This window comes from Streptomyces phyllanthi, assembly GCF_009377205.1.
Lineage (GTDB): Bacteria > Actinomycetota > Actinomycetes > Streptomycetales > Streptomycetaceae > Streptomyces > Streptomyces phyllanthi.
The window spans coordinates 1-10751 of record NZ_VJZE01000319.1; the positions used below are offsets into that span (position 1 = coordinate 1).

At 71.7% G+C, this 10751-nt stretch carries 11 protein-coding genes and 1 pseudogene; 4 read left to right on the forward strand and 8 right to left on the reverse strand.

What is annotated here, in order from left to right; genetic code table 11:
* The first annotated feature begins 323 nt into the window (after positions 1-323).
* On the forward strand, positions 324-1184 hold the full coding sequence (locus FNH04_RS32135; protein WP_152789387.1) for an esterase/lipase family protein: 861 nt from the start codon (positions 324-326) through the stop codon (positions 1182-1184).
* An 84-nt stretch (positions 1185-1268) separates the two neighbouring features.
* On the opposite strand, the gene FNH04_RS32140 is transcribed toward FNH04_RS32135, so the two are convergent.
* Positions 1269-2231: a lytic polysaccharide monooxygenase gene (locus FNH04_RS32140; RefSeq protein WP_152789388.1), complete on the reverse strand. Its 963-nt coding sequence runs from the start codon at positions 2229-2231 to the stop codon at positions 1269-1271.
* Between the two features lie 173 nt (positions 2232-2404).
* Positions 2405-2542: a hypothetical protein gene (locus FNH04_RS32145; protein ID WP_152789389.1), complete on the reverse strand. Its 138-nt coding sequence runs from the start codon at positions 2540-2542 to the stop codon at positions 2405-2407.
* 136 nt (positions 2543-2678) lie between these two features.
* Here FNH04_RS32145 and FNH04_RS32150 point away from each other — a divergent pair, with 136 nt between their 5' ends.
* Complete coding sequence (locus FNH04_RS32150; protein ID WP_152789390.1) at positions 2679-3326, forward strand: class I SAM-dependent methyltransferase; 648 nt, start codon at positions 2679-2681, stop codon at positions 3324-3326.
* 121 nt (positions 3327-3447) lie between these two features.
* Here FNH04_RS32150 and FNH04_RS32155 read toward each other — a convergent pair whose 3' ends face one another.
* Together FNH04_RS32155 and FNH04_RS32160 are read right to left on the reverse strand one after the other, a co-directional pair.
* Positions 3448-3963 carry a DUF402 domain-containing protein gene (locus tag FNH04_RS32155; protein WP_152789391.1) on the reverse strand — a complete coding sequence of 172 codons (516 nt, stop codon included), beginning with the start codon at positions 3961-3963 and terminating at the stop codon, positions 3448-3450.
* The gene (locus tag FNH04_RS32160; protein ID WP_152789392.1) at positions 3941-4864 is read right to left on the reverse strand and encodes a GNAT family N-acetyltransferase; all 924 of its coding nucleotides are present in this window, start codon (positions 4862-4864) and stop codon (positions 3941-3943) included. Before FNH04_RS32160 ends, FNH04_RS32155 begins: the two co-directional genes overlap by 23 nt.
* Positions 4865-4957: 93 nt before the next feature.
* Here FNH04_RS32160 and FNH04_RS32165 point away from each other — a divergent pair, with 93 nt between their 5' ends.
* A complete protein-coding gene (locus tag FNH04_RS32165) occupies positions 4958-5326 on the forward strand; it encodes a GntR family transcriptional regulator (RefSeq protein WP_322724439.1) in 369 nt (122 codons plus the stop codon).
* Here FNH04_RS32165 and FNH04_RS32170 read toward each other — a convergent pair.
* The 3 genes from FNH04_RS32170 to FNH04_RS32180 all read right to left on the reverse strand — a co-directional run bounded on the left by FNH04_RS32170 (position 5314) and on the right by FNH04_RS32180 (position 8851).
* Entirely contained in the window at positions 5314-6102 is a 789-nt protein-coding gene (locus FNH04_RS32170) for a DUF72 domain-containing protein (protein ID WP_152789393.1), read from the reverse strand. The genes FNH04_RS32165 and FNH04_RS32170 overlap by 13 nt on opposite strands.
* Before the next feature lie 63 nt (positions 6103-6165).
* Complete coding sequence (locus tag FNH04_RS32175; RefSeq protein ID WP_152789394.1) at positions 6166-7275, reverse strand: DUF5925 domain-containing protein; 1110 nt, start codon at positions 7273-7275, stop codon at positions 6166-6168.
* Positions 7276-7642: 367 nt separating this feature from the next.
* Entirely contained in the window at positions 7643-8851 is a 1209-nt protein-coding gene (locus FNH04_RS32180) for a S8 family peptidase (protein ID WP_152789395.1), read from the reverse strand.
* A gap of 315 nt (positions 8852-9166) precedes the next feature.
* Between FNH04_RS32180 and FNH04_RS32185 the strand changes: the two genes are divergently transcribed.
* Positions 9167-9973 carry an SGNH/GDSL hydrolase family protein gene (locus FNH04_RS32185; protein ID WP_152789396.1) on the forward strand — a complete coding sequence of 269 codons (807 nt, stop codon included), beginning with the start codon at positions 9167-9169 and terminating at the stop codon, positions 9971-9973.
* Between the two features lie 37 nt (positions 9974-10010).
* Here the strand turns inward: FNH04_RS32185 and FNH04_RS46795 are convergent.
* Positions 10011-10751 (reverse strand): annotated as a pseudogene (locus FNH04_RS46795) (serine/threonine protein kinase); the annotation flags it as partial.

A 10751-nucleotide genomic window follows, 5' to 3' on the forward strand; every position in this document is an offset into this window, starting at 1 on the left:
ACCGTAAGATGTGTATAAGCGACAGGTCCAGGGGCGGGCGGTTCGGGTCCCGCCCGCGCGCAGCGGTGGTTCGCCTGGGTGCGACCACTCGCCGCGCATTGCCCCCAACATCCCCAACATCCCCAACATCCCCATCAGGCCCGCCTGGTGACGCTTCGTTCGCGCTTATCAGTGTGAGCTTCCGTCACGGGAAGTTTTTACTGATCCGTAACTTCCAACTTCACCTACTCGCCCGTAACTTGGCGAATAGAACAGCATCCTCGTGATCCGGATCACAGGGCGTACTCCATCGCAACTCCCTTGAGCCGCAAGGAGATCACACGATGCTGCCCTGGAAACGAGTGCTCAGACCGCTGGCGGCGCTGCTGCTGGCCTCCGCCGCCACCGTCGTCCCCGTCACCACCGCCCAGGCGGCCGCCGCCCCGAGCAGCGGCTGGAACGACTACACCTGCAAGCCTTCCGCCGCACACCCCCGCCCGGTCGTCCTCGTCCACGGAACGTTCGCGAACTCCGTCGACAACTGGCTCGGTCTCGCCCCGTACCTGGTGAACCGCGGCTACTGCGTCTTCTCCCTCGACTACGGGCAGCTGCCCGGGGTCTCCTTCCTCCACGGGCTCGGTCCCATCGACAAGTCGGCAGAGCAACTCGACGACTTCGTCGACAAGGTGCTCGCCGCGACCGGCGCCGCCGAGGCCGACCTCGTCGGCCACTCGCAGGGCGGCATGATGCCCCGCTACTACCTCAAGTTCCTCGGCGGGGCAGCCGAGGTGAACGCGCTCGTCGGTATCGCGCCCAGCAACCACGGCACGACCCTTGGCGGTCTGACCGAACTGCTCAAGTACTTCCCGGAGGCCGCGGACCTGCTGTCCACCGCGACCCCCGCGCTCGCAGACCAGGTCGCCGGGTCCGCCTTCCTCACCAAGCTCAACGCGGGCGGCGACACCGTGCCCGGCGTCCGGTACACGGTCATCGCCACCAAGTACGACGAGGTGGTCACGCCGTACCGGTCGCAGTTCCTCAGCGGAACGAACGTGCGCAACGTCCTGATCCAGGACCTCTGCGCGGTCGACCTCTCCGAGCACGCCGCGATCGGGCTCCTCGACCGCATCGCGTTCCACGAGGTGACCAACGCGCTCGACCCGGCCCACGCGACGCCGACGACCTGCCTCTCGGTGGTCGGCTGACACGTGCGACCGGGGGTGCGTACCCGTGTGGTACCGGGGTCTGTCCGGCCTGAGCCGCCGGACAGACCCCGGAGTCGTACCGGCTCAGCGGCGGGTGTGTGCCCCCGCACGGCGGCGGGCCACCGCGAACAGGACCGAGGAACCGAGCGCCAGGGCCCCCGCCCCGCCGATCGCGATGTACGGGGCCACGCTGTCGCCCCCGGTGTCGGCGAGGTTCTCCTCGGCGCCCGCGGGCTGGATCTCGTTCCCGTGGCCCGAGGTGCTCGAGACCGTGGGTTCGTCGCCTCCGGCGGAGTCCGTCGCCGGGGTGGGTGTGGGGGACGGCGTCGGTGTCGGTGTCGGTGTCTGTTCCGGTGGCGGGTCGGTTTCTGTACGGGCGTCGCCCTTGCCGCCACCGGCACCGCCGCTGTCGCCGCCGAAGTCCACGTCGGAGCAGGAGTAGAAGGCCTCCGGGCTGTCCGAGCGCTGCCATATGGCGTACAGGAGCTGCTTGCCGGAGCGCTTGGGGAGGGTGCCGGAGAAGGTGTGGAAGCCGCCCGACGCGACCGGGTCGGTGGCCGTGGCGACGGGGTGGGCGAGGTCCAGGTCGTCCCAGGCGAGCGGCCCTGACGGGTCGTACCCGGGCTTGGTGACGTACACCGTGAACGTGCCCTTGTGGGGCGCGGTCACCTGGTACCTGAAGGTGTACGAGCCGCTGCTCACCCGGGTGGCCGGCCAGTCGGCGCGGGCCAGGTCGAGGCCCTTGAACGCCTCGTCACCGGCACCGCACAGCCTGCCGTCCGGGATCAGCTCCCGGTGCCGGCCGCCGGCGTCGCCGATCCGTACGCCGTTCCAGTCGTACAGCGCCTGGGTGCCCCCGGCCGCGACCGCCGCCCGGCACGCGGCCGACCTCGGGTTCTCCGGACCCTCCGCGCGGCACTGCGCCGCGCGGCTGACGGGGTCCCCCATCGAGCCGTGCGCCGCAGCGGGCGCGGCGGTCAGCGAGGTCAGGGCGAGCGCGGTCATGCCGGAGGCGGCGAGGGCCGCGGCCTTGCGACGAGCGGGCATGGCGAATCTCCCGGGAACGGTCCTGGAGCGGGGTCGCCCCCCGGAGGGGGCGATCAGAAACTAGTGCCGGGAGACCGCGAAATCGCCTGCTGAGGGCGGGCGACGGGGATCCTTATGCTCGCGTTAAGGGAGTGCTCAGGCTGCGATGAGGCAGGGGGTGCGCGGGCGGGCGGTCAGCCGTCCGGCCACCAGGTGCGGGCGATGTCTTTCCGTATCTCCGGGCGCCCTCCTGTTGGGCGCTCGTCGGCCTCCTCCCGCATCCGGCGGGGGTCGGACTTCTTCAGGGGCTTCTGCACGGTCGCACGGCGCATGGCTGCCTCCTCGTGTCCACCGGGTTCCGCACTGCTGCGGAGGTAGACGCTTTCGGGGAGCGTTCCTCATCGGCCGGGGTCTGTCAGTGGCGGCTGTCACGATTCGGTTGTCAGTGGCGCGTGTCACCCTGACGGGATGGTTACCAACAGTGACAGCGAGGGGCGGGTGAGCCGGGTGGAGCGGGGCGACACGGGCGTCGACTGGGATGCCGAGGCCGTTACCTTCGACGACGAGCCGGACCACGGTCTGCGCGACCCCGAGGTGCGGCGGGCCTGGGCGGAGCGGCTGGAGGACTGGCTGCCCGTACGGGCGTCCGATGTGCTGGACCTCGGCTGCGGGACCGGAAGCCTGGCGCTGCTCGCCGCCGAGCGGGGGCACCGGGTGACGGGTGTCGATCTGTCCCCGGCCATGGTCGACCGGGCCCGTGCGAAGCTCGCCGGCCGGGCCGCCGTGTTCCTCGTCGGTGACGCGGCGGCGCCGCCCGTGGGGGAGGAGCGGTTCGACGTCGTCCTCGTCCGGCATGTGCTGTGGGCGCTGCCCGACCCCGCGCGAGCGCTCCGGCGGTGGTGCGGGCTGCTGCGCCCCGGGGGCCGGCTGGTGCTGGTCGAGGGCGTGTGGGGGACGGTCGACCCGGCCAGCATACCCGTCGAGCGGCTGACGGGACTGCTCGCGCCCCTGGTGGAGGACGTGCGGGTGGAGCGGCTCTCGGACGATGCCCGGCTGTGGGGGCGGGAGGTGGCGGACGAGCGGTACGCGGTGGTGGCTCGTCCGGCATCCCGGTAACGGGTCATCGCGGTGGCGGGCTCCCTTCGTATGTACGTCGCCCCGTTCGTACGTCACCCTGCTCGTACGTCACCCTGCTCGCGCGTCGCCCCGTTCGTACGCCGTCCTCCCCGCTCACGTGTCATCCCAGCAGCGTTTCGAAGCCGTCCGCGCGGCCGGCCAGGGCCTCCAGCTCGTCGAGAGCCGCCATGGCGGCGGACGCGGCCTCCGGGGCCGTCTCCGCCAGGCCGCTCGCCGCGAACTCGTCCTCGTCCAGGCGCAGTACGGCACCGCCGTCCGCCGAGCGCCACAGGTCCAGGTCGAGGTCCTCGACGACGAGTTCGGTACCGGAGGGGGTGGCCGAGACGGTGGCCGGGCGGGTGATGTCGCAGTACCAGCCCTTCAGGGTGCCCCGGCCGTCGCGGACCTCCTTCACCGCGTACCACCGGTCGCGCCAGTAGTACTCGGTGAAGACGTCACCCGGCTCGAACCGTACGAAGCCGAAGTCCCGTACACCCTCGCCCGCCCAGGGGGCGCGTACGGTGACGCGCGTGCCGTCGTCGTGGAGCAGCTCGGCGGGGTAACGGATCTTCGTGCGCCCGCCCTTGACCAGGACGACGTCACAACGGCCCGTGTCATCGGCCGAGTTCGCGGACATGGCGCACCTCCGCCCCGCACACCTCGTAGCCGAACCACTTGTTGATCGCCAGCATGGGGCCGTTCTCCGCGTCGTTGCCGGTGAACGCCTCCGTGTAGCCCGCCGCGCGGGCGCGGTGCAGGGAGTCGTTCTTGGCGAGCTTGGCCAGGCCCCGGCCGCGGAAGGCGCGCGCGGTGCCCGTCATGCCCGTGAAGTAGCGGTCCCGTCCGTCCGTGTGGACGGCGGTGAACGCCGCGGGGGTGCCGTCCACGACGACCACCGTGCTCAGTCCGTGGTCCAGCAGAGGGTGGTGCCAGGTGTCCTGGAGCCACTGCTCGTAGTCGTGGAACTCCGCCGGGGTGTCGCTCGGCTCGTCCGCCGTCGTCTCCGCGTCCAGGGCGAACATCGGGCGCGGGTCGTCCGCGTAGTCCGCGACCGCGCGCAGTTCGACGCCCGGGGGCGGGGACTGGAGAGGAGGGAGGGTGCCCTGTGCCAGGTCCAGGCGGAGGAAGCGGCCGGAGCGGCTCGCCCGGTAGCCGCGCCGCTCGGCGAACGCGCGGTCCTCCGGCGTGTCCATGACCCAGGAGAACAGCGCCGTCGCGCCCAGCGCGATCAGCCGCTCCTCGGCGGTGCGCACGAGCAGGCCGCCCGCGCCCCGGCGTACGCGCTCCGGGTGCACGTACACGTTCAGGAAGCCCTGACCGGGCACCGGGCTGTCGTGGGCGAGGCCCACCTGAGCCGTGCCGATCAGCTCGCCGTCCTCCTCGGCGACGAGGGGCCGATAGTGGGCGTCGGGGTGGAAGGTGGTCACGACGTGGAGGACGGACTCGGGGGTGGAGACCATGAAGGGCATGGCCTGCCGTCGCACCTCGGCGAAGCAGGCGGCGTCCTCGGGGCGGAAGTCGCGCACGATCACACTCATGTGGTCGCACGCTACGCGGGGTGTGCGGGCCGTGCCTCCGAATATTCCGGCGGGTACGGGAGGGCGTTCCGGTGCGTGGGGGACAATCGCTCCGTGACCCTGAAGATCCGTATCACCGACGGGACCGCGCCCTACGAACAGGTACGCGCCCAGATCTCCGAGCAGGCCCGTTCCGGGGCGCTGCCCGTCGGCTACCGGCTGCCCACCGTGCGGGGGCTCGCCGAGCAGCTGGGGCTGGCCGCCAACACCGTGGCCAAGGCCTACCGGGCCCTGGAGACGGACGGGGTGATCGAGACGCGCGGTCGCAACGGCACGTTCGTCGCCGCCGCGGGCTCCGCCGCGGAACGGGAGGGTGCGGCGGCCGCGCAGGCGTACGCCGAGCGGGTACGGCGGCTGGGGCTGACCGAGCCCGACGCGCTCGCCGCGGTACGGGACGCCCTGCGGGCGGCCTACCGCGACTGAGCGCTCTGCTGGACCGGCACGGCCTCCGGGGTTCGTGTGACCGGCAGGTGCTCCGCGGCCGCCGCCCGGGCGAACGTCATCGCGTCCTCGACCGCCGCCGCGTGCGGGTCGTTGTTGAAGTACGTGTAGACGTCCTGGGTGCCGCGCCAGGTGGTGGCGACGCGGTGGGCCCAGGTCGCCAGCGCCTGGCGGCCGTAGTGGGGCCACGCCTTGGCGCGGCCGGCGTGGAAGCGGACATAGCCCCAGTCGGTGGTCCTCCAGAGGGGCGTGACCGGACGGGAGTTCACATCGGCCCAGCAGAGGGCGGCGCCGCGCGACTCCAGGACCTCGCGCACCGAAGGTGTCCACCAGGAGTCGTGGCGTGGTTCTACCGCGACCCGTGTGCCGGACGGGAACCGGGCGAGGCAGTCGTCGAGGAGGACGGGGTCGGCGCGCAGCGTGGGCGGGAGCTGGAGGAGCACCGGGCCGAGGCGGTCGCCCAGTCCGGCGGCACGGTCCATCAGCCGGTGCACCGGCTCCTCGGGGTCCTTCAGCCGCTTGATGTGGGTCAGGAAGCGGCTCGCCTTGACGGCGACGACGAAGTCCCGCGGGGTACGGTCCCGCCAGGCCTCGAAGTTCTCCCGCGACGGCAGCCGGTAGAAGGCGTTGTTGAGCTCGACCGTGGCGAACCGTGCCGCGTACTCCTCCAGCCAGAGCCGCGTGGGCAGCCCGGCCGGGTACAGGACGTCGCGCCAGTCCTTGTACTGCCACCCCGATGTGCCGACGAACACGGTCATACGTCCATGAAAACACCGGGCGGCCCGCCCGACCCCCGGGCCGCCCGGTCCATGGCGTACGGGCTACAGGTACAGCCCCGCGTCCGCCCCGCCCCGCGGCTCCGGCAGCGATGTCGGGGACGTACCCCGGCGCAGCGCGTACAGCTCCGCCAGCGTCGCCCCGTCGCGGCCCACGGTCTCCTCCCGGCCGGAGACGTCGCCGCCCAGCCAGTTCAGCGCCTCGCGGCGGGTCAGCGGGCCGACCTCGATACGGGCGAGGCAGCGGCCGGGGCGGACCACGGCCGGGTGCAGGCGCTCCAGGTCCTCGTTGGTCGTGACGCCCACCAGGACGTTGCGGCCCTGGCCCAGCAGGCCGTCCGTCAGGTTCAGCAGACGCGACAGCGCCTGGCCCGCGGTGTGCTTCGCCTCGCCGCGGATCAGCTCGTCGCAGTCCTCCAGGAGCAGCAGACGCCAGCGGCCCTTGCCCGTCGCGTCCTCCTCGCCGATCGCGATGTCCATCAGATAGCCGACGTCCGAGAAGAGCCGCTCGGGGTCGAGGACGCAGTCCACCTGGCACCAGTCCCGCCAGGAGCGGGCCAGCGTGCGCAGCGCCGAGGTCTTGCCCGTGCCCGGCGGGCCGTGCAGCAGCAGAAGTCGTCCCGCGATGTCCTCCGGAGTGGTCTTCATCAGGCGGTCCATCGCGTCCGCGACCGGGCCCGTGTAGTTGGGGCGGACCTCCTCCCACGTGCCCGCGGAGATCTGGCGTGTCGTACGGTGCGGGCCGCGCCGCGGCGACACGTACCAGAAGCCCATCGTCACGTTCTCCGGCTGTGGCTCCGGCTCGTCCGCCGCGCCGTCCGTGGCCTGGCGCAGCACCTTCGCCGCCAGCTCGGCGCTGGTCGCCGTGACCGTGACGTCCGCGCCCCGGTTCCAGCGGGAGACCAGCAGGGTCCAGCCGTCGCCCTCCGCGAGGGTCGCGCTGCGGTCGTCGTCCCGCGCCGAGCGCAACACGCGGGCACCCGGCGGCAGCAGGGTCGCGCCGGAGCGCACCCGGTCGATGTTCGCCGCGTGCGAGTGCGGCTGCTCGCCCGTCGCGAAGCGGCCGAGGAACAGCGCGTCGACGACGTCCGAGGGTGAGTCGCTGTCGTCGACGTTGAGCCGGATCGGCAGAGCGTCGTGTGGGTTCGCAGACATGCCGCCATGATCCGGCACCGGACCGTCCCGTGCATCCGCTTTCCGACGCGCGCCGGTGCCGTGTCGGCTGCGCCGGGCCGGGTCGGCTCCCGGCGCACCTCGTGCCGACAGCTGCCCACCGCCGGGGTGAACTCCGGGGACAGGAACGGGTTCGCCGTCTCGGGGGCGCCGTACCGGAACCGGCAGGAGAACGAGCGAGCCGATGACGGCCGCGGTGCGGGCGAACGGCTCCGGTCCGCGCAGCGGTGAGGCCGCGTGGGCGCACGTACGGCAGTTCCCCGGAGGCATGGGGAGCCTCCGGGGAACCGTGGTGCGTTTCAGGTGGTTCGCCCTCTCAGACGCCGGGTGTCACCGGACGCGGCCGGTGTTACGGGACGATCTGCAGAAGACGGTTCGGGGAACCGGTGCCCGGGCTGGTGACCTTGCCCGTGGTGGCGCCGTTCGTCAGGGCCGTGGCGACCTGGGCCGGGGTGGCCGAGGTGTGCCCGCTGAGGTAGACCGCCGCGGCGCCCGCGACATGCGGGGTGGCCATCGAGGTGCCCGAGATGGTGTTCGTCGCGGTGTCGCTGGTGTGCCAGCCCGCCGTGATCGAGGAGCCGGGCGCGAAGATGTCCAGGACCGAGCCGTAGTTGGAGTAGCTGGCCCTGGCGTCGGTGCTGGTGGTGGCGCCGACCGTGATCCCCTCGGTGACCCGGGCCGGGGAGTACGAGGAGGCGTTGGCGCTGCTGTTGCCGGCCGCGAGCGCGTAGGTCACGCCGCTGGCTATGGAGTTGCGGACCGCCGTGTCGAGCGCGGTGGAGGCACCCCCGCCGAGGGACATGTTGGCGACGGAGGGACCGCTGTGGTTCGCGGTCACCCAGTCGATGCCCGCGACCACGCCCGCCGTGGTGCCGGAGCCGCTGTTGTTGAGCACGCGGACCGCCACGATTTTGGCGGCCTTGGCGACGCCGTAGGTCGAGCCGGCGATGGTCGTGGCCACATGGGTGCCGTGGCCGTTGCCGTCCTGGGCGACGTTGTCCCCGTCCACGGCGTCGTAGCCGTTGGAGGCCCGGCCGGCGATCTGCTGGTGCGAGATGCGGACGCCGGTGTCGATGACGTACGCCGTCACACCGCTGCCCGCCGAGTCCGGGTAGGTGTACGTGCCGGAGAGCGGTAGCGACGCCTGGTCGATGCGGTCCAGGCCCCAGGGGGCATTGGTCTGCGTGGCGTCCGCGTGGAACGTCTGGTTCTGCTCGACGGAGGCCACCGCCGGGTCGGCGGCGAGTCTCCTCGCCTCGGCCGCCGAGAGGTTGGCGGAGTAGCCGTTCAGCGCGTGGCTGAACGTCCGCTTCACCGTGCCGCCGTACGTCTTGACGAGGCTCTTGCCCTGGCTGGACGAGGCCTTGAAGCCGGCGGCGCCCTTCTTCAGCGTGACGATGTAGCTGCCCTTGATCGCGGTGGGGGAGTCGGCCGCGAGCACCCTGCCCTCGGCCGGGGCGGCCTGGGCGGGAAGCGCCGTGAGCCCGCCCAGGAGGGCGGCGGTCGTCACGGTGGTGAGGGCGGCGATCCGGATCTTGTTGGTACGCAGCTGTGCCATTACGAGGGAGTCCTCCTCTAGGCAGCGCGCGCCCGGGATCTGGCGCACGACTGTGGGGGGTGCGCGCGTCGTCGCAACGCACGGTCCTGAGCGTCGTGTTGCTCTCAGGGCCGGGTAAAGCCTCCGTGATCTACGGATGTAGCTCAAGGGAGTTGAGCCCTTGTCATGTTTCCGTCATAAGCATGTAACAAAACGTCCGGTGAACGGACGGTGCGGGGATCGTTACGGAGGGGAAAGTATTGACATGAACACTTCCTGCCAACACGTGTAACTGGTACGACAGTTACGGCAGAGATCCTGCTAAAGGGAGGTTCCATGAGACGTTCCCGACTTACGGCATACGCCACCTCACTCCTCCTCGCCGCCGGCATCGCCCTCACCGGGGCCGCGTCGGCGCAGGCATCACAACAGGCCGCGGCCACGGGCTATGTGGCCCTCGGCGACTCCTACTCCTCGGGAGTCGGAGCGGGCGGCTACATCGGCTCCAGCGGCGACTGCAAGCGCTCCACGAAGGCGTATCCGTACCTCTGGGCCGCCGCCAACTCACCCTCGTCGTTCAGTTTCACGGCTTGCTCGGGCGCTCGAACGAGTGATGTCACGGCCAGTCAGTTGGCCCCGCTGAACTCCACCACCGGTCTCGTCTCCATCACCGTCGGCGGCAACGACGCGGGCTTCGCCGACGTCATGACGACCTGCGTCACCTCCTCCGACAGCACCTGCGTCTCGCGCATCAACACGGCGAAGGCGTACGTCGACTCCACCCTGCCCGGACGGCTGGACAGCGTGTACGCGGCGATCCGCGCCAAGGCGCCCGCCGCCCGCGTGGTCGTGCTCGGCTATCCGCGCTTCTACGCACTGGGCCGGACGTGCCTCGGACTGTCCGAGACCAAACGGGCCGCGATCAACAACGCCGCCGACTACCTCAACACCGCAATCGCCAAGCGCGCCGCCGACCACGGCTTCGCGTTCGGTGACGTGCGCCCCACCTTCACCGGCCATGAGTTGTGCTCCGGCAGCGCCTGGCTGCACAGCGTCAACTGGCTGAACATCAGCGAGTCGTACCACCCGACGGCCTCCGGCCAGTCGGGCGGCTATCTGCCGGTGTTCAGGAACGCCGCCTGAGGGCTGGTGTTCAGGAACGCCGCCTGAGGGCTGGTGTTCAGGAACGCGGCCTGAGCCCGGGCCCGCCGGGCGCGAGCGCGCTGTCGCCGGGCTCGTCCGCCGGGTCCGTGGGGGAGGAGGCCCCGTCCGTCGGGTCCTCCTCCTCGCAGGTGACCGAGAAGGCGACCGAGTTGGACTCGGTCTCCACCGGGCCGCGGACCTCGATGCCGATCTCGCCCTGGAACGTTCCCTCTTCGGACTCCGTCGTCGCGGTGACGGAGTCCTGCTTGGTCTTCCCGCCGCCGGACGGGAACGAGAGCGTCTTCCAGCCGGGATCCGAGACGTTGCCGCTCTTGGACACCCAGCGGTACTGGACGTCCACCGGGACACGGCCGACGGTGAACGTCGCCGTGAAGGCGGGTGCCTCGCCGTCGGGGGGCGGACAGGGGCCGGAGTACTCGGTGTTCTCGCCCTGAAGCGTCACCTTCACCGACTGGGGCGGGGGATCCGACGTCCGCCCGCCGCCGTCGGTCGGGGTGTCGGACCCGCCTCCGTCGCCCCCGCCTCCGTCACCGGTGCCGCCGTCGCTCGAACCGCCGCTGTCGCCACCGCCGTCCGAGCCGCCGGAGCTGCTCGCTCCGTTGGTGGTGCCGCCCGAACCGCCGTCTCCGTCGTCGCCGTTCACCAGCGCGTACGTCAGTCCGGCCACCGCCAGGGCGAGGAGGGCCACACCCATGACCACGAAGGCGGTGGCGCGGCGGTTCCGGTCGGGCTCCGCGGGCGGGGCCGAGGGCTGGGT

Excerpts from the sequence above, each read along its gene's own strand:
- FNH04_RS32135 (WP_152789387.1), top strand. The coding sequence starts at position 324 with ATGCTGCCCTGGAAACGAGTGCTCAGACCGCTGGCGGCGCTGCTGCTG.
- FNH04_RS32140 (WP_152789388.1), bottom strand. The coding sequence starts at position 2,231 with ATGCCCGCTCGTCGCAAGGCCGCGGCCCTCGCCGCCTCCGGCATGACC.
- FNH04_RS32145 (WP_152789389.1), bottom strand. The coding sequence starts at position 2,542 with ATGCGCCGTGCGACCGTGCAGAAGCCCCTGAAGAAGTCCGACCCCCGC.
- FNH04_RS32150 (WP_152789390.1), top strand. The coding sequence starts at position 2,679 with ATGGTTACCAACAGTGACAGCGAGGGGCGGGTGAGCCGGGTGGAGCGG.
- FNH04_RS32155 (WP_152789391.1), bottom strand. The coding sequence starts at position 3,963 with ATGTCCGCGAACTCGGCCGATGACACGGGCCGTTGTGACGTCGTCCTG.
- FNH04_RS32160 (WP_152789392.1), bottom strand. The coding sequence starts at position 4,864 with ATGAGTGTGATCGTGCGCGACTTCCGCCCCGAGGACGCCGCCTGCTTC.
- FNH04_RS32170 (WP_152789393.1), bottom strand. The coding sequence starts at position 6,102 with ATGACCGTGTTCGTCGGCACATCGGGGTGGCAGTACAAGGACTGGCGC.
- FNH04_RS32175 (WP_152789394.1), bottom strand. The coding sequence starts at position 7,275 with ATGTCTGCGAACCCACACGACGCTCTGCCGATCCGGCTCAACGTCGAC.
- FNH04_RS32180 (WP_152789395.1), bottom strand. The coding sequence starts at position 8,851 with ATGGCACAGCTGCGTACCAACAAGATCCGGATCGCCGCCCTCACCACC.
- FNH04_RS32185 (WP_152789396.1), top strand. The coding sequence starts at position 9,167 with ATGAGACGTTCCCGACTTACGGCATACGCCACCTCACTCCTCCTCGCC.